The following is a 22793-nucleotide window of genomic DNA, read 5'->3' as shown; positions in this document are numbered from 1 at the left end:
TTCCAAACTTAATATAATGAATTACTCAAAAAATATTTTAGAAACAATTGGCAACACACCGTTAGTCAAACTAAATAAAACCGTAGCAGGAATTGATGCATTGGTTTTAGCAAAAGTAGAAACTTTTAACCCAGGAAATTCTGTTAAGGATAGAATGGCTGTAAAAATGGTTGAAGATGCCGAAGCAGATGGGCGCTTAAAGCGAGGAGGAACTATTATCGAAGGAACCTCAGGAAATACAGGAATGGGATTGGCTTTGGTTGCAATTATAAAAGGATACAAACTTATTTGTGTAATCTCGGATAAGCAATCAAAAGAAAAAATGGACATCTTGCGTGCAGTAGGCGCAAAAGTAGTAGTTTGTCCAACAGATGTAGAGCCAACAGATCCGCGTTCTTATTATTCTGTTTCAAAAAGATTAGCAAAAGAAACCCCAAATTCATGGTATGTAAATCAATATGATAACCCATCAAATGCATTGGCACATTATGAGCAAACAGGACCAGAAATTTGGGAACAAACAGATGGAAAAATAACTCATTTTGTCGTTGGAGTAGGAACAGGAGGAACAATTTCTGGAGTAGCAAAATACTTAAAAGAAAAGAACCCAAATATCAAAATTTGGGGAATAGATACATATGGTTCAGTTTTTAAAAAATACCATGAAACAGGTATTTTTGATGAAAACGAAATTTATTCATACATCACCGAAGGAATTGGAGAAGATATTTTACCTAAAAATGTTGACTTCTCATTGATAGATGGATTTACAAAAGTAACCGATAAAGATGCAGCTGTTTACACAAGAAAAATAGCACTCGAAGAAGGAATTTTTGTAGGGAATTCAGCAGGAGCTTGTATAAAAGGATTGTTGCAACTAAAAGAACATTTTACAAAAGATGATGTTGTTGTGGTGCTTTTTCATGACTCAGGAAGCCGTTACGTAGGTAAAATGTTTAATGATGATTGGATGCGTGAGCGTGGTTTTCTAGAAGAGAATGTTACAAAAGCTGAAGATGTTATAAAAGACCATTTAGACAAGCAATTAATAGTTGTACGTACCGAAGAATTGGTTTCGCACGCTATTGAAAGAATGCGTAAATATAAAATCTCTCAAATACCTGTAGTAGATATTACTGGATTTGTAGGTTCGGTAGATGAGACAGACTTGTTTAGAAGCTATGTAGCCGATAAAAATGTAGCCGAAAAACCGATTAAAGAAGTAATGGGAAAACCATTTCCTATTGTGAAACTAGGGACTCCGATAGAAGAAGTTTCGAAATTGTTTACAAAAGAAAATGATGCCGTTTTAGTAGATTTAGAAAACGGAAACCATCATATTATAACAAAATACGATATTATAGGTTCTATAAAATAGGACATAATTCAAAACAAATTAAAATGCCACAAATCTAGCGAGAAAGCTCGTTGAGTTTGTGGCATTTTTAGCTTATAAATTTAGTATAATGACTTTTACCGCCATAGATTTTGAAACAGCTACAGGGTATCATCCTTGTTCAGTAGGTATAGTTACTGTAGAGAATGGAGTTATAGTAGACGAGTTTGTTACTTTAATCAAGCCACCTAATAACGAATATTCACCATTTACAATTAGAGTGCATGGTATTTATCCTAGAGATACAGTAAATGCAAGATCATTTGCTCAAGTATATCCAGAAATCAAGAAACGTCTAGAAAACAGAATCGTTGTTGCCCATAACGAAAGCTTTGATCGCAATGTTTTAGCAAAGTCTATGGAATTATGCGGATTAAGCTATGAAGATTTAAATATCGCTTCACGCTGGGAATGCACAGTTAAGATATATAAAGCCAAAGGGCTAAAACCTGCCAAATTAAGCGATTGCTGTCGTGAAATGAAAATACAGCTCAACCATCACGAAGCATTATCTGATGCTCGGGCATGTGCTAAATTATATTTATTGAGGTAATTTTCTTTCATTTTTATCTTTTTTTGAATTACATTAGTCAATCTTTAAATGGCTAAAAAAATGAAAGAAGATTTTTTGCATTACCTATGGAAGTATAAAAAGTTTGATACTTTAAATCTAAGAACGTATAATAATGAAGAACTTACCATTATTAATGTAGGACAGTATCTGGAATTGGCTGGTCCCGATTTTTTTAATGCCCAAGTTATAATAGGAAATCAAAAATGGGCAGGAAATATTGAAATACACCTAAAATCTTCTGATTGGTATTTGCATCATCATGAAAAAGATAAAGCGTACGAAAATGTAATTCTTCATGTAGTTTGGGAGCATGATAGTGAAATTTTTAATAGAAACAATCTAGAAATCCCTGTCTTGATTTTAAAAAACTACGTTTCAGAAGAAATTATTAAAAACTATAAAACCTTAATTGCGCCTAAATCTTGGATTTTTTGCGAAAAAGAAATTAAAGATATTGATAGTTTTTCATTCATAAATTGGCAAGAACGTTTGTTTTTTGAAAGATTAGAGCGTAAATCACAGCCTATTTATGATCTGTTAGAATTAACAAATAATGATTGGGAAGCAGTAATGTTTTGCTTTTTAGCTAAAAACTTTGGCTTAAATATCAACGGAAATTCCTTTTTAGAGATAGCCCTATCTATTCCCTTTACTATAATAAGAAAAGAAAGCTTTGAAGTTGAAAATTTAGAAGCCTTGCTTTTTGGAAATGCAGGCTTATTAGATATTGAAAAAGAGGATAATTATTTTAAAGATTTAAAATTCAGATATTTTTATCTGTTACATAAATACCAGCTGGAGAAAAAATACATAGATCCTGTGCAATTTTTTAAACTCAGACCAGATAATTTTCCAACGATTCGCCTTTCGCAATTAGCTAATTTATATCATAAACATCAGAATTTATTTTCTAAGATTATTACTTTAAAATCTGTTAAAGAAATTTATGATTTACTATTAGTTTCTGTTGCACCATATTGGCAAAACCACTATCAGTTTGATAAAATAAGCCCTGTAAAGACGAAGAAAACTGCACAAACATTTGTTGATTTACTTATCGTAAATACAATTATTCCGATGCAATTTGCTTATGCTAAAAAGCAAGGAGAGGCTGTTTCAGAAGACTTAATTGCACTTTTAAACGAAATTAAACCAGAAAAAAACACTGTTATAGATAAGTTTAAATTGTTTAAAATTAATGCTCAAAATGCTTTTGAAACTCAATCATTATTGCAACTAAAAAATGAATACTGTAATAAAAGCAGATGTCTTGATTGTGTCGTGGGGATGGAATTACTAAAGGGGAATTAGAAAGTTAGAGAATGAGATAAATGTAAAATTAGGTAATTGTTTTATTTTGTACTTTTGCAAATCAACTATCAAATATATGTCAGCAATTATTAAACTTAAATTCTTTTTTGAAAAATACGGCTTTCATGTTTCTTCCAGATTAGCCGATAAATTAGGAATGCGAGTTACAAGCGTTCGTTTGTTTTTTATATACATATCCTTTGTTACTGCAGGATTGTGGTTTGGAGTGTATTTAACATTAGCATTCTGGATTAGATTAAAAGATTTAGTTCGAGCCAAAAGAACTTCTGTTTTTGATTTGTAATTCATTTTAATCCATAAAAAAAGGGATTATAAAGTAGTTAATACTTTATAATCCCTTTTTTGTATTGAGATATATTTTATTTATCAGGATTGTTTAATTTACTGTTTTTCTTGCCGTAGGTAAAGTAAATAACAACACCTAGAGCCATCCAAATTACAAGTCTTACCCAGCTTTCGTTTGGTAAAGAATACATTAATGCCAAACAAATTACAATACCCGCAATCGGTACAAAAGGAACCAATGGAGTTCTGAAAGATCTTGGAGCATCAGGCATTTTTTTACGCATAACCATAACACCGATACATACTAATACAAAAGCTAATAAAGTACCAATACTCACCATATGACCTAAATCACTTACAGGAACGAAACCAGCAAATAAACTTACAAATACTAAAAAGAAAAGATTAGTTTTCCAAGGAGTACGGAATTTAGAGTGAATTTCGCTAAAGAACTTAGGTAATAAACCATCTTTACTCATAGTATAAAACACACGGCTTTGTCCCATTAACATTACCAATATTACCGAAGTATATCCAGCTAAAATCGCAATGATTAAACCAGTTTGTAAAAAAGTATATCCAGTTTTTGCAAATGCAGTTGCAGCAGGTTTAGCATCACCAGCAAACTCATAATAAGGCACAAGACCAGTCATTACGTGAGCAAATAAAACATATAGTACAGTACAGATTACCAAAGAACCTAAAATACCAATTGGCATTCCTTTTTGAGGATTTTTAGCTTCTTGAGCAGCAGTAGATACAGCGTCAAAACCAATGAAGGCAAAAAATACAGTTCCAGCTCCAGCAGCAATACCAGACCATCCAAACTCACCAAAAACACCAGTATTTTTAGGAATATAAGGAGTGTAGTTTGCAGTATCAATATAGCTCCATCCTAATACGATGAAAACAATTACCACAGCAACTTTTAAAATAACTAAGAAATTGTTTATAGAAGCAGATTCTTTAGTACCTCTTATTAATAATAATGAAAGTAATGAAACTATAATAACGGCAGGAAGGTTAATTATTCCGCCTTCTATAACAGTTCCGTCACTTAGTTTTAATGTTTCCCAGGGTGAACAAATGAAATTATGCGGAAGATGAATATTATATTTATTAAGTAATTCGAGTAAATAACGCGACCAACTTACACCGACCGTTGCGGCTCCTAATGCATATTCTAAAACTAAATCCCAACCTATAATCCATGCCATAAATTCACCCATAGTTGCATAAGAGTAAGTGTAAGCACTACCTGCAACAGGTATCATCGAAGCAAATTCTGCGTAACAAAGACCTGCAAAAGCACATCCTATAGCAGCTAGAATGAAGGATAATGTAACTGCTGGCCCAGCATGTTCAGCTGCAGCAATTCCAGTTAATGAAAATAATCCGGCTCCAATAATTGCACCTACTCCTAGCGCCACTAATGACCCTGAAGATAAGGTTCTTTTTAAGCCTTTTTCAGATTCGGAAGCTTCATTAAGCAATACCGAAAGTGGTTTAGTTTTCCAAATTGACATATATTATTTTGGTTAATTGTTATTAAGCTCCAAATGTATTCTTTTTTATAAAAAATAAAAACAATTAGTGCATTTTAAGTTATAAAATAATTAAAACTCTGCGAAATTGTTTGTTAATCGGATATTTTGCTTTGCAAGATATTTAAATTGTTTTGTATTTGGTAATAAAATTTTAAATATTTTCCTACGAAAATAAAGTTTTTTGATATAACTTACAGCCCCAAGTTAAACTAAGCTTTAATCAAAAATGAATTCTAGAAAAATTGCTCCTTACTTTAAGTTTAGTCGAGAACAACGAATCGGTATTTTTTTTCTATTTGCAATCATCATCATTTTGCAGTTAGTTTACTTTTTTGCAGATTTTAGCTCCCCATCACAGTTTTTTCCCGAAAAAGAAAAATGGATGTCTTTACAAAGCCAAATTGATTCAATCAAAACTGCAGATAATAATAGAGAAGAAAAAGTTTATTTATTCAATCCTAATTTTATTACAGATTACAAAGGATATAAACTAGGCATGTCAGTAGAAGAAATAGATAGATTATTAGCTTTTCGTAAAGAAAATAAATACGTTAATTCTCCCAAGGAGTTTCAGGGTGTAACAAAAATTTCAGATTCATTATTAAATGTAATGACTCCGTATTTTAAATTTCCAGATTGGGTAAACAATAAGAAAGAAACAAAAGAATATAAAAATTACCCCAATCAGAAGACATTTCCTAAAAAGGAAAAAATTATTCAGGTAGATATTAATAGTGCTACTCAAGAAGATTTGACTAAAGTTTCAGGAATTGGAGAAGTTCTTTCTTTGCGGATTCTAAAACAGAAAGAAAGTTATGGTTATTTTGTGTCGATGGAACAACTTGATGATATTTGGGGACTTTCGCCAGAAGTTATTTCAAATTTAAATAGTCATTTTAAAATTTCTGAACTCACTAATTTCAAGAAAATAGCCATAAATGATGCGTCTTTAAAAGAGCTGGCGCTCTTTCCTTATTTCCGATATGCGCTGGCAAAACAAATCGTCACCTATCGAAGTATGAATGGAAATATAAAGAATATTGAGGATTTGATAAAAATTAAGGGCTTTCCTGTTGAAAAAGCAAAAATAATTGGTTTATATTTGGAGTTCTAAAAATATACTAATGAATTTTGATTATAACGAAACGCAGTCTATGATTGCTCAGTCCATAAAAGAATTTGCTGAAAAAAACATCCGTCCGTATATAATGGAGTGGGATGAAGCGCAAACATTTCCAATCTCCCTATTCAAAGAATTAGGAGCAATGGGTTTTATGGGAGTTCTGGTTCCAGAAGAATATGGAGGGTCAGGATTAGGTTATCATGAATATATAACCATTATTGAGGAGATTTCAAAAGTTGATCCATCTATAGGATTATCGGTTGCTGCTCATAATTCATTATGTACAAATCATATCTTGACATTTGGTAACGAAGAACAAAAGAAAAAATGGCTTCCTAAATTAGCCACAGCAGAACATATTGGTGCTTGGGGGTTAACTGAGCATAATACAGGTTCAGATGCTGGAGGAATGAACACGACAGCGGTAAAAGATGGAGATCATTGGGTAGTAAATGGAGCGAAGAACTTCATTACCCATGGTAAATCAGGAGATATTGCAGTAGTAATTGTACGTACAGGCGAAAAAGGAGATTCTCGCGGAATGACAGCTTTTGTGTTTGAAAAAGGAATGCCAGGATTTACATCAGGAAAAAAAGAAAATAAATTAGGAATGCGTGCTAGTGAAACGGCAGAATTGGTTTTTGATAATTGCCGAATTCCAGACGCAAACCGTTTAGGAAATGTTGGAGAAGGATTTATACAATCTATGAAAATCCTGGACGGAGGACGAATCTCAATAGGAGCATTATCCCTAGGAATTGCAAAAGGGGCATATGAAGCAGCTTTAAAATATTCAAAAGAAAGATACCAGTTTGGGCAACCTATTAGTAGTTTTCAGGGAATTTCGTTTAAGTTGGCAGATATGGTAACCGAAATCGAAGCTTCAGAATTGTTATTGCACAAAGCAGCATTTTTAAAGCAACAACATAGGCCAGTAACCACAATGGGAGCAATGGCTAAAATGTATGCTTCAGAGGTATGTGTGAAAGTGGCTAATGAAGCAGTTCAGATTCATGGAGGCTACGGATATACAAAAGATTTTCCAGTAGAGAAATTCTACAGAGATTCAAAGTTGTGTACTATCGGAGAAGGAACTACCGAAATTCAGAAATTAGTTATTTCAAGAAATATTCTAAAAGACTAATTATATAATATGGGCATGCCCTCAAAAAAAGAAGCCATTCATTTTACGTTGAGTGGCTTCTTTTTTTGAGGTCGGGCTTTTCGCTATAATCTTTTTTGTTCTAAAAGAAAGAACAAAAAAGGATTTCCGCTGCAATCCCTCACGCAACCCTCCATTACGATTAAGATACGTAAAAAGAGATATGTGAAAAGGGATTCGTAAAATGTGAAAAGATTAAATTAAAGAATTGTATTGATGTTGTTACTCACGTCTTAATATTTTACACTTTACATCTCGCTTCTCTTAATAAACATATTGTAAAAAAATAATTCGTAATTTATAACTCGTAATTGGAAATAATGTTTACTTTTGCACACTTAACGAAAGGGGGTGTCAATATTATGTTAATTATACCAATTAAAGACGGAGAAAATATCGATAGAGCATTAAAGCGCTATAAAAGAAAATTTGATAAAACAGGAACTGTTCGTCAGTTAAGAGCACGTACTGCTTTTATTAAGCCATCTGTAAAAAATAGAATCAAAATTCAAAAAGCTGCTTACATTCAAAACATGAAAGACAACTTGGAGAGTTAGATAAAATCTATATTCGAATAAATGCCGTTAGTCATCAAAATTTTATAACTTTGATGCTAACGGTTTTTTTATTTTATGAAAACAAATAAACAAGCATTTCAGGAATATCTTCAGTTGGAGAAAAAATACTCTCCACATACCCTGAATGCTTATATGAACGATATCGTTTCTTTTGAGTCGTTTAATAAACTTCATTTTGAACAGGAAAATATTGATCAGGCAAATTATAGTCAGATTAGGTCTTGGATTGTTTCGCTTGTAGATAGTAATGTGTCTAACGTTTCTGTTAATCGCAAAATGGCTTCTTTAAAAGCGTTTTATAAATTTCTTTTAAAAATCAAACAAATAGAAGTTAATCCAATGCTGAAACATAAAGCGTTGAGAACTCCTAAAACAATACAGATTCCTTTTTCTGAAAAAGAATTGATTGATTTGATGAGTCAAATGGGGAATTCTGTAGGTTTTGAAGAAGTGAGGAATAAATTGATAGTCGATTTGTTTTATACTACAGGTATACGTAGGGCAGAATTAATCGGGTTGCAGGTAAATAATGTCGATTCGTCGGCTTGTACTATTAAAGTGTTGGGTAAGCGTAATAAAGAACGTATTATTCCTGTTTTGCCTGTAATTACCGAACAGTTTTTGTTGTATGTAAAAGAGCGCGAAAGTGTTGAAAATATTATTGATAAAGATTATTTTTTTATTACTAAAAAAGGGTTAAAATTAAATGAAACCTTTGTGTATCGATTAATAAATTCATACTTTAGTAAAGTCTCCGAAAAAGTGAAAAAAAGTCCTCATGTTCTCCGCCATACATTTGCGACTCACTTATTAAATAACGGGGCCGATTTAAATTCAGTCAAGGAATTGTTAGGACATTCAAGTTTGGCATCTACGCAAGTGTATACTCATAGCAGTTTAACTGCTCTTAAAAAAGTATATGCCGATGCACATCCTAGGAATAAATAAGAATTCTGAAATGTTTAATTCTAAAATAATTATTATGAAGGTAGATGTTCATGCGGTTAACTTTACTGTTGACAGAAAATTAGTAGATTTCGTTCAAGAGAGAATGGATAAGTTAGAAAAGTATTACGACAGGGTAGTGTCGGCAGATGTTTTTTTAAAAGTTGAAAAAACCAGTGATAAAGAGAATAAAATTGCTGAGATAAAAATCAATGTTCCTGGTGATGATTTTTTGGTAAAAAAACAGTGTAAAACTTTTGAAGAGGCTGTTGAGCTTTCGGCGGAATCACTTGAACGATTGTTAGTAAAAAGGAAAGAAAAGGTAAGAACACATATTTAATGTAAATTTTTTTCAAAAAAAGTTTTGATACAAAGATAAAATAGCTACATTTGCAGTCCGTTAGAAATAGCGGACTTTTTTATTGAAATTGCCAGCGTAGCTCAGTTGGCTAGAGCAGCTGATTTGTAATCAGCAGGTCGTGGGTTCGAGTCCCTCCGCCGGCTCAAAATGTTTCAAATGCGATTTGAAATAGGTCATGCAAATATTGATAAAAAAAATGGGGAGATACTCAAGCGGCCAACGAGGGCAGACTGTAAATCTGCTGTGTGAACTTCGCAGGTTCGAATCCTGCTCTCCCCACAATTTTGATTTCAGATTAATGATTTCAGAATTTAGATTTCTGAAAGAGAAAATGAATTTGATTCAGTTTTTGTTTTTAATCTAAAATCAAGAGTCTAAAATTAAAAATTGAAACTCTGCCGGTGTAGCTCAGGGGTAGAGTGCTTCCTTGGTAAGGAAGAGGTCTCGGGTTCAATTCCCGACATTGGCTCAAGTAAGTAGGAAATTGAAAATTAATATATAACTAAGATTAAAAATTAAGTAAAATGGCAAAGGAGAATTTTAATCGTTCCAAACCGCACTTAAACATAGGTACAATTGGACACGTGGATCACGGAAAAACTACATTAACTGCAGCAATCACTAAAGTATTGTCTGATGCAGGTTACTGTCAAGCAAAATCGTTTGATCAAATCGACAACGCTCCAGAGGAGAAAGAAAGAGGTATTACAATTAATACATCACACGTTGAGTACGAAACTGCTAACCGTCACTACGCTCACGTTGACTGTCCTGGTCACGCGGATTACGTAAAGAACATGGTTACTGGAGCTGCTCAAATGGATGGTGCTATTCTTGTTGTTGCTGCTACAGATGGTCCAATGCCACAAACTCGTGAGCATATCTTATTAGGTCGTCAGGTTGGTATTCCAAGAATCGTTGTTTTCATGAACAAAGTGGATATGGTTGATGATGCTGAGTTGTTAGAGCTAGTTGAAATGGAAATTAGAGATTTATTATCTTTCTACGAGTATGATGGAGATAATGGTCCTGTTGTTCAAGGTTCTGCTTTAGGAGGATTGAATAATGATCCTGCTTGGGTTCCTAAAATTCTTGAATTGATGGAAGCTGTTGATGCTTGGATCGAAGAGCCAATCAGAGACGTTGCAAAACCTTTCTTGATGCCAGTTGAAGATGTATTCTCTATTACAGGTCGTGGAACTGTTGCTACAGGTCGTATCGAAACTGGAGTTGCTAATACAGGAGATCCTGTTGAAATCATTGGTATGGGAGCTGAAAAATTAACTTCTACTATTACAGGAGTTGAGATGTTCCGTAAAATCCTTGATAGAGGTGAAGCTGGAGATAACGTAGGTATTCTTTTAAGAGGTATTCAAAAAGAAGACATCAAAAGAGGAATGGTTATTTGTAAGCCAGGTTCAGTTAAACCACACGCTAAATTTAAAGCTGAGGTTTATATCTTGAAAAAAGAAGAAGGTGGTCGTCACACACCATTCCACAATAACTACCGTCCACAATTTTATGTTCGTACAACAGATGTAACTGGAGTTATTATGTTGCCAACGGGTGTAGAGATGGTTATGCCAGGAGACAACTTAACTATTGATGTTACTTTGTTAAGCCCAATCGCATTAAACGTAGGTTTACGTTTTGCTATCCGTGAAGGTGGTAGAACTGTAGGTGCAGGTCAGGTAACTGAGATTGTAGAGTAATTCTATAAAACAAATATAAAACCAGTAGCGGCTTCGCTGCTACTGGTTTTTTTTAATAAACGGGCGTAGTTCAAGGGTAGAATAGCGGTCTCCAAAACCGTTGATGGGGGTTCGAATCCCTCCGCCCGTGCAATAATAAATATATCATGACAAAAGTTGTTAATTACATATCAGAAGCATTCGAGGAATTGAAGTCAAATGTGACTTGGCCAGCTTGGGCAGAAGTACAACGATTGACAATTGTAGTAGCTGTATTTTCAGTTTTATTCGCTTTGGCAACTTGGGGAGTAGATGAATTTTTTGCAAAAGCATTGGCTGGATTTTTTAACTGGATAAAAGCGTAATTTTTTTGTAATGGCAGATAATAATGTGAAAAAGTGGTATGTCGTTCGAGCAGTAAGCGGACAAGAGAATAAAGTCAAAGCTTACATCGAAACTGAAATTGCCAGATTAGGTATGGGTGATTATGTCTCTCAGGTTTTAGTTCCTACTGAAAAAGTTGTAACTGTAAAAGAGGGAAAAAAAATAGCTAAGGATAAAGTATATTTTCCTGGATATGTTATGATCGAAGCCAATTTAGTTGGTGAAATACCTCATATTATTAAATCAATAACTAGTGTAATTGGTTTTTTAGGCGAAATTAAAGGTGGTGAGCCTGTTCCGCTTAGATTATCAGAGGTAAATAGAATGCTAGGTAAGGTAGATGAGCTGGCTGTTAATACAGATACACGTTCAATTCCTTTTAACCTAGGAGAAACAATTAAGGTAATTGATGGACCTTTCAACGGTTTCAATGGAACAGTTGAAAAAATCAATGAAGAAAAGCGTAAACTAGAAGTAATGGTTAAGATTTTCGGAAGAAAAACTCCATTAGAGTTAAGTTTTATGCAAGTAGAAAAAGTATAATTTTTGTTACATCTATAATAACCACTACAATTGCTTCCAATAATTGCAGTGTTAAATTTTTTAAAAAATGGCTAAAGAAATTAGTAAGGTAGTTAAACTACAAGTTAAGGGAGGTGCTGCGAATCCGTCGCCACCGGTTGGACCTGCTTTAGGAGCTGCTGGGGTTAATATCATGGAGTTCTGTAAGCAATTTAATGCTAGAACACAAGATAAACCTGGCAAAATATGCCCAGTACAAATTACTGTGTATAAAGACAAATCATTTGATTTTGTTGTAAAAACTCCTCCAGCAGCAGTTCAGTTAATGGAAGCTGCAAAGCTAAAATCTGGTTCAGGAGAGCCTAATCGTAAAAAAGTAGCTAGTGTTACTTGGGAACAAATTAGAGCTATTGCTGAAGACAAGATGCCAGACTTAAATGCATTCACTATGGAGTCTGCAATGAGTATGGTCGCTGGAACAGCTAGATCTATGGGTATAACTGTATCAGGAGATTCTCCTTTTTAATTAAGAGAAAGACATGGCAAAATTGACAAAAAAGCAAAAAGAGGCTGCTTCAAAAATTGAAAAGAACAAACTATACTCTTTGAAAGATGCAGCTGCATTAATTAAAGTTATAGCTTCTGCAAAATTTGATGAGTCTGTTGATATCGCAGTGCGTTTGGGTGTAGATCCAAGAAAAGCGAATCAAATGGTTAGAGGTGTAGTAACATTACCTCACGGAACTGGTAAAGATGTAAAAGTATTAGCATTAGTTACTCCAGACAAAGAAGCAGAAGCTTTAGCAGCAGGAGCAGACTATGTAGGTCTTGATGATTATTTACAAAAAATAAAAGATGGTTGGACAGATGTTGATGTTATCATCACTATGCCAGCTGTAATGGGTAAATTAGGACCATTAGGTCGTATTTTAGGACCTAGAGGTTTAATGCCAAACCCTAAAACAGGTACTGTAACTATGGATGTTGCAAAAGCTGTTCAAGAGGTTAAAGCTGGTAAAATTGACTTTAAAGTTGATAAAACTGGTATCGTGCACGCAGGAATTGGTAAAGTTTCTTTTGGAGCTGAACAAATTTATGACAACGCACACGAAATTATTCAAACATTAATCAAACTTAAACCAACTGCTGCTAAAGGTACCTACATTAAAGGTATTCACCTTACAAGCACTATGAGTCCTGCAATTGCATTGGACCCTAAAGCAGTATAATTGGTAGTTAATAATTTTTAGTATGACTAGAGAAGAAAAATCAATCGCGATTGAAGATTTAACTGCACAGTTAGCTGGTACAAATATTATTTATGTATCTGATATTTCTGGATTAAACGCAGAAACAACTTCAAACTTGAGAAGAGCTTGTTTTAAAGCAGGTATTAAATTAGAAGTTGTTAAAAATACTTTGCTTGCAAAAGCAATGGAAGCTTCTGCGAATGACTATGGTGATTTACCTTCAGTATTGACAGGAAATAGCGCTATATTTATTTCAGATGTTGCAAATGCACCTGGAAAAATTATCAAAGATTTCCGTAAGAAATCTGATAAACCAGTTTTAAAAGGAGCGTATATTAATTCAGAAGTTTACATTGGAGATGATCAATTAGATGCGTTAGCAACTATCAAATCTAAAGAAGAGCTTCTTGGAGAACTTATTGGATTACTTCAATCTCCAGCTCAAAGAGTTATCTCTGCTTTACAAAACCAATTCGCAAACAGCGAAGAGGCAGAAGCATAATAACTATAAATGCGAGGGAGCTTATTTCCTTGTTGCTTAAATAGCGCACAATAAATAATTATATTTTACAAATCATTTTAAACGATAGAAAAAATGGCAGATTTGAAACAATTCGCAGAACAATTAGTTAACCTAACAGTTAAAGAAGTTAACGAATTAGCAACAATATTAAAAGACGAGTATGGTATTGAGCCTGCTGCTGCAGCTGTTGTAGTTGCTGCTGGTGGTGATGTAGCTGCTGAAGAAGCACAAACTGAATTTACAGTTGTATTAAAAGAAGCTGGTGCTTCTAAATTAGCTGTAGTTAAATTGGTAAAAGAACTTACAGGTTTAGGTCTTAAAGAGGCTAAAGATGTAGTTGATAGTGCTCCAAGTAACGTTAAAGAAGGTGTTTCTAAAGAAGAGGCTGAAGGTCTTAAAAAATCATTAGAAGAAGCTGGAGCTGTAGTTGAGCTTAAATAATTCAACTCAGTTTTAAGAACTAGGTTTAGGTCTTGAGTTATCTCAATGGCCTAAACCATTTTTCGTATAATAAAATATAACAAGTTTTATTATCAAATAGTTTAAAATACGAAAAAGTTTTTGATCAATACGAAGAAAAAAAATTAAACAGAATTGTGTCAGTTTATTTTTAAAGATGTATTGATTATAATAAGAAAGTATAGATTAAACAGTGTGTTTTTACACAAAAAATTACTTTTTTTTAATCAAAATTTTGTCCATTGATGATAACAAATCAGACTGAAAGATTGAATTTTGCCTCTACAAAAAATATTCCTGTATATCCAGATTTCCTAGATGTTCAGGTTAAATCTTTTAAAGATTTTTTTCAATTAGAAACTAAATCTGACGAAAGAGGCAACGAAGGGTTGTACAACACCTTCATGGAAAACTTTCCAATCACAGATACAAGAAATAACTTTGTATTGGAGTTCCTAGATTATTTTGTTGATCCACCACGTTATACAATTCAAGAATGTATAGAGAGAGGTCTTACTTATAGTGTGCCCTTAAAAGCTAGGTTAAAACTATATTGTACTGATCCAGAACACGAAGATTTTGAAACTATTGTACAAGATGTTTATCTTGGAACAATACCTTATATGACTCCAAGCGGTACTTTTGTTATCAATGGTGCTGAGCGTGTAGTAGTATCTCAATTACACCGTTCTCCAGGGGTTTTCTTTGGTCAATCATTCCACGCAAATGGAACAAAACTTTATTCTGCCAGAGTAATTCCTTTTAAAGGTTCTTGGATAGAATTTTCTACAGATATTAATAGCGTAATGTACGCTTATATCGATAGAAAGAAAAAATTACCTGTTACAACTTTATTCCGTGCAATTGGATTCGAAAGAGATAAGGATATCCTTGAAATTTTCGACCTTGCAGAAGAAATTAAAGTTTCTAAAACAGGAATTAAAAAATATATTGGAAGAAGACTTGCTGCACGTGTATTAAACACTTGGCACGAGGATTTCGTAGATGAAGATACTGGTGAGGTAGTTTCTATCGAACGTAACGAAATCATCCTTGATAGAGATACTATTATCGATAAAGATAATGTTGAAGAAATCATCGATTCTAACGTTAAATCTATTTTGTTACATAAAGAGGATAATAATCAAGCAGATTATGCTATTATCCACAATACATTACAAAAAGATCCAACAAACTCTGAAAAAGAAGCTGTTGAGCACATTTACCGTCAGTTGCGTAACGCAGAACCGCCTGATGAGGAAACTGCTCGTGGTATTATAGATAAATTGTTCTTCTCTGATCAACGTTATAACTTAGGTGAAGTTGGTCGTTATAGAATGAACAAAAAACTTGGTTTAGATATCCCAATGGAAAAGCAAGTGCTTACCAAAGAAGATATCATTACCATTGTAAAATATTTGATCGAGTTAATCAACTCTAAAGCAGAGATTGATGATATTGATCACTTATCAAACCGTCGTGTTAGAACAGTTGGAGAACAATTATCTCAACAATTCGGTGTTGGTTTAGCGCGTATGGCTAGAACTATTCGTGAGAGAATGAACGTTAGAGATAACGAGGTGTTTACACCAATTGATTTGATTAATGCTAAAACATTATCATCAGTTATCAACTCTTTCTTTGGTACTAACCAGTTATCTCAATTTATGGATCAAACGAATCCACTAGCTGAGATTACGCACAAGAGAAGATTATCTGCACTTGGACCTGGTGGACTTTCTAGAGAAAGAGCTGGTTTCGAGGTACGTGACGTTCACTATACGCATTACGGACGTTTATGTCCAATTGAAACTCCAGAGGGACCAAACATTGGTTTGATTTCATCTCTTGGTGTTTATGCTAAAGTTAACGGAATGGGATTCATCGAAACACCTTACCGTAAAGTAACTAACGGTGTTGTAGATCTTGAAACTACTCCAGTATATTTAAGTGCTGAAGAAGAAGAAGGAATGATGATTGCACAAGCAAACATCGAAATGGATGCAACAGGAAAAATTATTGCTGATAACGTAATTGCGCGTCAGGAAGGGGATTTCCCAGTAATCGAACCAACTCAGGTAGATTATACAGACGTTGCTCCAAATCAAATTGCTTCTATTTCTGCATCTTTGATTCCTTTCTTAGAGCATGATGATGCGAATAGAGCCTTGATGGGATCAAACATGATGCGTCAGGCAGTACCTTTAATTCGCCCTGAAGCTCCTATTGTAGGAACAGGTTTAGAGCGTCAGGTTGCGTCTGATTCTAGAGTATTGATTAATGCTGAAGGTGATGGAACAGTAGAATATGTTGATGCAAACATCATTACTATTAAATACGATCGTTCTGAAGAAGAAAGAATGGTTAGTTTTGAGTCTGATGAAAAAACATATAATCTAATTAAATTTAGAAAAACCAATCAAGGAACAAGTATTAACTTGAAACCAATCGTTAAGAAAGGTGATAGAGTTGCACTTGGTCAAGTATTGTCAGAAGGATATGCTACACAAAATGGAGAATTAGCTTTAGGTCGTAACCTAAAAGTTGCGTTCATGCCATGGAAAGGATATAACTTTGAGGATGCGATTGTAATTTCTGAAAAAGTAGTTCGTGATGATATCTTTACGTCAATTCACGTAGATGATTATTCATTAGAAGTTAGAGATACAAAATTAGGTAACGAAGAGTTAACTAATGATATTCCTAACGTTTCTGAAGAAGCTACTAAAGATTTAGATGAAAACGGTATGATTAGAATTGGAGCAGAGGTTAAGCCTGGCGACATTCTTATCGGAAAAATTACTCCAAAAGGAGAATCAGATCCTACTCCTGAAGAGAAATTGCTTCGTGCAATCTTCGGTGATAAAGCAGGTGATGTTAAAGATGCTTCATTAAAAGCTTCTCCTTCTTTACATGGTGTAGTTCTTGACAAAAAATTATTTGCAAGAGCCGTAAAAGATAAACGTAAACGTACACAAGATAAAGATGCTTTAGGCGCTTTAGAAATGGAATTTGAAACTAAATTTGTTGAATTAAAAGACAGATTGGTTGAAAAATTATTCTTGATCGTTAACGGTAAAACATCTCAAGGTGTAATGAATGATTTGGGTGAAGAAGTTTTACCAAAAGGTAAAAAATATACTCAAAAAATGCTTTATGCTGTAGAAGATTTTGCTCACTTAAGTAAAGGTCAATGGGTTGCTGATGATGCTACTAATAAAATGGTTAATGATTTAATTCATAACTATAAAATTAAGCTGAATGACTTACAGGGATCTTTAAGAAGAGAGAAATTCACTATTACTGTTGGAGATGAATTACCAGCTGGAATCTTGAAATTAGCAAAAATTTATATTGCTAAAAAACGTAAGTTGAAAGTAGGGGATAAAATGGCAGGACGTCACGGTAACAAAGGTATTGTTGCAAGAATCGTTCGTCATGAAGATATGCCTTTCCTTGAAGACGGAACACCTGTAGATATCGTATTGAATCCACTTGGGGTACCATCTCGTATGAACATTGGTCAGATTTATGAAACGGTTTTAGGTTGGGCTGGACAAAATTTAGGTAGAAAATTTGCTACTCCAATTTTTGATGGTGCTACTTTAGATCAAATCAATGAATTGACTGACGAAGCAGGAATACCAAGATTCGGTCATACATATTTATATGATGGAGGAACTGGAGAACGTTTCCACCAAAGAGCTACTGTAGGTGTAATTTACATGTTGAAATTAGGACACATGGTAGATGATAAGATGCACGCACGTTCTATCGGACCTTACTCGTTGATTACTCAACAACCACTTGGAGGTAAAGCTCAATTTGGAGGTCAGCGTTTTGGAGAGATGGAGGTTTGGGCACTTGAGGCTTATGGAGCATCAAGTACACTACGTGAAATCTTAACTGTTAAGTCGGATGACGTTATTGGTAGAGCTAAAACTTACGAAGCAATCGTTAAGGGAGAGTCTATGCCAGAACCAGGTTTACCAGAATCATTCAATGTATTGATGCACGAATTGAAAGGTCTTGGACTTGATATTCGTCTAGAAGAATAAATATAAGTTATCAGTCACAGTCTCAGTATTCAGTTCAACGCTGAAAACTGGGACTGAAACTGTTTACCAGAATTAAAGTTTTTAAGATTTATACCCGTAACCCGTTCCGATTTTTTATAATAATGCAAGGCATTTTATAACTAGCGCTTCAAAAATTGAGTTTGAAGTTTAGAGAAGTAACCCGAGGTAGCAGCGTAATGATTTAACTCTTTTATAAGGTAACTTTTAAAAGATGTAGATTATAATCTAAAATCAATTTTTAATAGCAAATAAATCAATAGTAAAAACTATGATGAATAATAGAAATAATAATAAAGATAAAAATCCAGTTAAAAGATTTAATAAAATCTCTATTGGATTGGCTTCACCAGAATCTATCTTGAAAGAATCAAGAGGAGAGGTTTTAAAGCCAGAAACAATAAACTACAGAACTCACAAACCAGAACGTGACGGACTTTTTTGCGAAAGAATCTTCGGACCTGTTAAGGATTTTGAATGTGCTTGTGGTAAATACAAAAGAATTCGTTACAAAGGTATTATATGTGACCGTTGTGGTGTTGAAGTTACTGAGAAAAAAGTACGTCGTGATAGAGTAGGACATATCAACCTTGTTGTGCCTATTGCTCATATCTGGTACTTCCGTTCTCTTCCTAATAAAATTGGTTATATCCTTGGACTTCCTTCTAAGAAATTAGATATGATTATTTACTACGAAAGATACGTAGTAATTCAAGCAGGTATTGCTAAAAATGCAGATGGAGAATCTTTACAAAGATTAGACTTTTTAACTGAAGAAGAATATTTAAATATTTTAGATTCTCTTCCTCAGGACAATCAATATTTAGATGATTTTGATCCTAATAAATTTGTTGCCAAAATGGGAGCAGAGTGTATTATGGATTTATTAGCACGTATCGACTTAGATGAGTTATCTTACCAATTAAGACACAGTGCTAACAATGAAACATCTAAACAACGTAAAACAGAAGCATTAAAAAGATTACAAGTAGTTGAGTCTTTCCGTGAGTCTAACTTAAACCGCGAAAACCGTCCAGAATGGATGATTATGAAAGTGGTTCCAGTTATTCCACCAGAATTACGTCCCCTTGTGCCACTTGATGGAGGTCGTTTTGCAACTTCAGATTTAAATGATTTATACCGTCGTGTAATTATACGTAACAACCGTTTGAAAAGATTAATGGAGATAAAAGCTCCAGAAGTTATCTTAAGAAACGAAAAACGTATGTTACAAGAATCTGTAGATTCATTATTTGATAACACTCGTAAAGCTTCTGCAGTTAAAACAGAATCAAACAGACCATTAAAATCATTATCAGATTCATTAAAAGGTAAACAAGGACGTTTCCGTCAAAACCTTTTAGGAAAACGTGTGGATTATTCTGCTCGTTCGGTAATTGTTGTTGGACCGGAATTAAAATTGTTCGAATGTGGTATCCCTAAAGATATGGCATCTGAGCTTTACAAGCCTTTCGTTATCCGTAAATTGATAGAAAGAGGTATTGTTAAAACGGTAAAATCTGCTAAGAAAATTATAGACAAAAAAGAGCCTGTAGTTTGGGATATCCTTGAAAATGTAATTAAAGGTCACCCAATTTTACTGAATCGTGCTCCTACGTTACACAGATTAGGTATCCAGGCATTCCAACCAAAATTAATTGAAGGAAAAGCAATCCAATTGCACCCGTTAGTTTGTACGGCATTTAATGCCGATTTTGATGGGGATCAAATGGCGGTACATTTACCATTAGGACCAGAGGCTATTTTGGAAGCTCAATTATTAATGTTGGCTTCTCACAATATCTTGAACCCTGCTAACGGTGCGCCAATTACTGTACCTTCTCAGGATATGGTCTTGGGTCTATACTATATGACCAAAGAACGTCTTTCTACTCCAGATCATAAAATTTTAGGTGAAGGCTTAACTTTTTACTCTGCAGAAGAAGTAAATATTGCATTAAATGAAGGAAGATTAGAATTGAATGCTTCAGTGAGAATTAGAGCAAAAGATTTTAATGAAGCTGGAGAATTAGTGTACCAAATTATTAAAACTACCGCTGGTCGTGTATTGTTTAATGAAGTGGTACCAGAAGCTGCAGGATACATAAATGATGTATTGACTAAGAAAAACCTTAGAGATATTATTGGACACGTTTTAAGCGCTACCAATGTACCTATGACGGCTGCCTTCTTGGACAATATGAAAGATATGGGGTATAAATTCGCATTTAGAGGAGGTTTATCATTCTCTCTTGGTGATATTAGAATTCCAGAACAAAAAACAAAATTAATTGCAGATGCCAGAGAGCAAGTTGAAGGTATTTCTGTGAATTATAACATGGGTCTTATTACCAATAACGAACGTTACAACCAAGTTATTGATGTTTGGACTTCTGCAAATGCTCAATTAACTGAGTTAGCAATGAAAAATATTAGAGAAGACCAACAAGGTTTCAACTCGGTATATATGATGCTTGACTCTGGGGCGAGGGGTTCTAAGGAACAGATTCGTCAGTTAACTGGTATGCGTGGTTTGATGGCTAAGCCTAAAAAATCTACTGCTGGTGGTGGTGAGATTATTGAAAACCCGATTCTTTCTAACTTTAAGGAAGGTCTTTCTATCCTTGAGTACTTTATCTCTACTCACGGTGCTCGTAAAGGTCTTGCGGATACGGCTCTTAAAACTGCCGATGCTGGTTACTTAACTAGAAGATTACATGACGTTTCTCAAGATGTTATTGTTAACATTGAGGATTGTGGTACTCTTAGAGGTGTTGAAGTTTCTGCATTGAAAAAGAATGAGGAGATTGTAGAATCATTAGGAGAAAGAATTTTAGGACGTGTTGCATTACAAGATGTAATTAATCCTTTAACAAGTGACTATTTAGTTAGATCTGGTGAGCAAATCACAGAAACTATAATGAAAGCGATTGAAGCTTCTCCAGTAGAGAAAGTTGAAGTTCGTTCTCCATTAACTTGTGAAGCACTTAAAGGTATTTGTGCTAAATGTTACGGTAGAAACTTAGCTACTGGTAAAATGACTCAAAGAGGAGAAGCAGTTGGAGTAATTGCAGCTCAATCTATTGGAGAGCCAGGTACACAGTTAACATTACGTACTTTCCACGTTGGAGGGGTTGCGGGTGGTATTTCTGAGGAATCTAGCATCGTTACAAGATTTAACGGTAAACTAGAAATCGAAGATTTAAAAACTGTTAAAGGCGAGGATAACGAAGGTAACTCAGTTGATATTGTAGTTTCTCGTTCTACCGAATTGAAATTAATTGATGAAAGAACAGGTATCTTATTAAGTACAAACAACATTCCTTACGGTTCAAGTATCTTTGTTAAAGATGGTCAATCGGTTGTTAAAGGTGATGTAATTTGTAAATGGGATCCATATAATGGAGTTATCGTTTCTGAGTTTACTGGTAAAATTGCTTACGAAGATTTAGAGCAAGGACAATCGTTCATGGTTGAAATTGATGAGCAAACAGGATTCCAGGAAAAAGTAATTTCTGAATCTAGAGCTAAAAAATTAATCCCAACTTTATTGGTTTACGGTAAAGAAGGTGAATTGATTCGTTCTTATAACTTACCTGTTGGAGCCCACTTGATGGTTGAAAATGGTGAGAAAATTAAAGCTGGTAAAGTATTGGTAAAAATTCCACGTCGTTCTTCTAAATCAGGAGATATTACCGGAGGTTTACCAAGAATTACAGAGTTGTTAGAGGCTCGTAATCCTTCAAACCCAGCTGTAGTTTCTGAAATTGATGGAGTTGTTTCTTTTGGAAAAATCAAAAGAGGTAACCGTGAGATTGTTATCGAATCTAAATTTGGTGACATTAGAAAATACTTGGTTAAATTATCAAGCCAAATTCTAGTTCAGGAGAATGACTTCGTTAGAGCAGGTGTACCATTGTCAGACGGTGCTATTACTCCAGACGATATTTTAAGAATTCAAGGTCCAGCAGCTGTTCAACAGTACTTGGTAAATGAAATTCAAGAGGTATATCGTTTACAAGGGGTAAAAATCAATGACAAACACTTCGAGGTTGTTATTCGTCAGATGATGCGTAAAGTAAGAGTACAAGATCCAGGTGATACTTTATTCTTAGAAGATCAACTAATTCATACTAAAGATTTCATCGTTCAAAACGATAAATTATACGGAATGAAAGTTGTTGAAGATGCTGGAGATTCTAGTGTATTAAAAGCGGGGCAGATTATTTCTCCTCGTGATTTACGTGATGAAAATTCATTATTAAAACGTACAGATAAAAATCTAGTTGTAGCTAGAGATGTAATTACTGCAACTGCAACGCCAGTTTTACAAGGTATTACAAGAGCTTCGCTACAAACTAAATCATTTATTTCTGCTGCTTCTTTCCAAGAAACAACTAAAGTACTTAACGAAGCTGCAGTAGCAGGTAAGGTAGATTACTTAGAAGGATTGAAAGAAAATGTAATTGTTGGACATAGAATTCCTGCAGGAACAGGTATGAGAGAATACGATCATACAATTGTAGGTTCTAAAGATGATTACAATGAAATGATGGCTAATAAAGAAGAGTATATTTATTAATTT

General features: G+C 34.1%; 19 protein-coding genes and 4 tRNA genes. 22 read left to right on the top strand and 1 reads right to left on the bottom strand.

What is annotated here, in order from left to right; all coding sequences use genetic code 11:
- The first annotated feature begins 16 nt into the window (after positions 1–16).
- From AC3IPI_RS00295 to AC3IPI_RS00280, 4 genes are all read left to right on the top strand, one after another.
- The gene (locus AC3IPI_RS00295; protein ID WP_489156375.1) at positions 17–1378 is read left to right on the top strand and encodes a pyridoxal-phosphate dependent enzyme; all 1362 of its coding nucleotides are present in this window, start codon (positions 17–19) and stop codon (positions 1376–1378) included.
- An 88-nt stretch (positions 1379–1466) separates the two neighbouring features.
- The gene (locus AC3IPI_RS00290) at positions 1467–1949 is read left to right on the top strand and encodes a 3'-5' exonuclease (protein WP_489156373.1); all 483 of its coding nucleotides are present in this window, start codon (positions 1467–1469) and stop codon (positions 1947–1949) included.
- Between the two features lie 60 nt (positions 1950–2009).
- Positions 2010–3281, top strand: a complete 1272-nt coding sequence (locus AC3IPI_RS00285) for a DUF2851 family protein (RefSeq protein WP_489156371.1) — start codon at positions 2010–2012, stop codon at positions 3279–3281.
- 76 nt (positions 3282–3357) lie between these two features.
- Positions 3358–3585, top strand: a complete 228-nt coding sequence (locus tag AC3IPI_RS00280; RefSeq protein ID WP_035619202.1) for a hypothetical protein — start codon at positions 3358–3360, stop codon at positions 3583–3585.
- Between the two features lie 76 nt (positions 3586–3661).
- Here the strand turns inward: AC3IPI_RS00280 and AC3IPI_RS00275 are convergent, their stop codons facing one another.
- Positions 3662–5113 carry an amino acid permease gene (locus tag AC3IPI_RS00275; RefSeq protein WP_323488881.1) on the bottom strand — a complete coding sequence of 484 codons (1452 nt, stop codon included), beginning with the start codon at positions 5111–5113 and terminating at the stop codon, positions 3662–3664.
- 247 nt (positions 5114–5360) lie between these two features.
- Here AC3IPI_RS00275 and AC3IPI_RS00270 point away from each other — a divergent pair, with 247 nt between their 5' ends.
- From AC3IPI_RS00270 to rpoC, 18 genes are all read left to right on the top strand, one after another.
- Entirely contained in the window at positions 5361–6248 is an 888-nt protein-coding gene (locus AC3IPI_RS00270) for a helix-hairpin-helix domain-containing protein (RefSeq protein ID WP_489156368.1), read from the top strand.
- A 10-nt stretch (positions 6249–6258) separates the two neighbouring features.
- A complete protein-coding gene (locus tag AC3IPI_RS00265) occupies positions 6259–7401 on the top strand; it encodes an acyl-CoA dehydrogenase family protein (protein ID WP_039111384.1) in 1143 nt (380 codons plus the stop codon).
- A gap of 380 nt (positions 7402–7781) precedes the next feature.
- Entirely contained in the window at positions 7782–7976 is a 195-nt protein-coding gene (gene rpsU / locus AC3IPI_RS00260) for a 30S ribosomal protein S21 (RefSeq protein WP_039111382.1), read from the top strand.
- A 75-nt stretch (positions 7977–8051) separates the two neighbouring features.
- Complete coding sequence (locus tag AC3IPI_RS00255) at positions 8052–8945, top strand: tyrosine-type recombinase/integrase (RefSeq protein ID WP_086894248.1); 894 nt, start codon at positions 8052–8054, stop codon at positions 8943–8945.
- 34 nt (positions 8946–8979) lie between these two features.
- Positions 8980–9282, top strand: coding sequence for a ribosome hibernation-promoting factor, HPF/YfiA family (hpf, locus tag AC3IPI_RS00250; protein ID WP_035619362.1), 303 nt, complete (start codon positions 8980–8982; stop codon positions 9280–9282).
- A 90-nt stretch (positions 9283–9372) separates the two neighbouring features.
- Positions 9373–9446, top strand: a tRNA-Thr gene (locus AC3IPI_RS00245).
- A gap of 55 nt (positions 9447–9501) precedes the next feature.
- A tRNA-Tyr gene (locus AC3IPI_RS00240) sits at positions 9502–9582 on the top strand.
- A 118-nt stretch (positions 9583–9700) separates the two neighbouring features.
- A tRNA-Thr gene (locus tag AC3IPI_RS00235) sits at positions 9701–9772 on the top strand.
- Positions 9773–9827: 55 nt separating this feature from the next.
- The gene (tuf, locus tag AC3IPI_RS00230) at positions 9828–11015 is read left to right on the top strand and encodes an elongation factor Tu (RefSeq protein ID WP_039111379.1); all 1188 of its coding nucleotides are present in this window, start codon (positions 9828–9830) and stop codon (positions 11013–11015) included.
- Positions 11016–11074: 59 nt separating this feature from the next.
- Positions 11075–11145: transfer RNA gene (locus AC3IPI_RS00225), tRNA-Trp, on the top strand.
- Between the two features lie 16 nt (positions 11146–11161).
- Complete coding sequence (secE, locus tag AC3IPI_RS00220; protein ID WP_035619188.1) at positions 11162–11359, top strand: preprotein translocase subunit SecE; 198 nt, start codon at positions 11162–11164, stop codon at positions 11357–11359.
- A gap of 10 nt (positions 11360–11369) precedes the next feature.
- Positions 11370–11921 carry a transcription termination/antitermination protein NusG gene (gene nusG, locus AC3IPI_RS00215; protein WP_039111377.1) on the top strand — a complete coding sequence of 184 codons (552 nt, stop codon included), beginning with the start codon at positions 11370–11372 and terminating at the stop codon, positions 11919–11921.
- A 67-nt stretch (positions 11922–11988) separates the two neighbouring features.
- Complete coding sequence (gene rplK, locus AC3IPI_RS00210; protein WP_035619182.1) at positions 11989–12426, top strand: 50S ribosomal protein L11; 438 nt, start codon at positions 11989–11991, stop codon at positions 12424–12426.
- Positions 12427–12439: 13 nt separating this feature from the next.
- A complete protein-coding gene (rplA, locus tag AC3IPI_RS00205) occupies positions 12440–13129 on the top strand; it encodes a 50S ribosomal protein L1 (RefSeq protein WP_039111376.1) in 690 nt (229 codons plus the stop codon).
- Positions 13130–13151: 22 nt separating this feature from the next.
- Positions 13152–13652, top strand: a complete 501-nt coding sequence (gene rplJ / locus AC3IPI_RS00200) for a 50S ribosomal protein L10 (protein ID WP_039111374.1) — start codon at positions 13152–13154, stop codon at positions 13650–13652.
- A gap of 93 nt (positions 13653–13745) precedes the next feature.
- Entirely contained in the window at positions 13746–14114 is a 369-nt protein-coding gene (rplL, locus tag AC3IPI_RS00195) for a 50S ribosomal protein L7/L12 (protein WP_039111372.1), read from the top strand.
- A gap of 263 nt (positions 14115–14377) precedes the next feature.
- Positions 14378–18190: a DNA-directed RNA polymerase subunit beta gene (gene rpoB / locus AC3IPI_RS00190; RefSeq protein WP_039111370.1), complete on the top strand. Its 3813-nt coding sequence runs from the start codon at positions 14378–14380 to the stop codon at positions 18188–18190.
- A 289-nt stretch (positions 18191–18479) separates the two neighbouring features.
- Positions 18480–22790: a DNA-directed RNA polymerase subunit beta' gene (gene rpoC, locus AC3IPI_RS00185; protein ID WP_489156360.1), complete on the top strand. Its 4311-nt coding sequence runs from the start codon at positions 18480–18482 to the stop codon at positions 22788–22790.
- Positions 22791–22793 lie beyond the last annotated feature (3 nt).

Source organism: Flavobacterium sp. GL_143 (assembly GCF_057834355.1).
The sequence above is the reverse complement of the archived record's forward strand: the minus strand, read 5'-3'. Positions and strand labels throughout refer to the sequence as shown.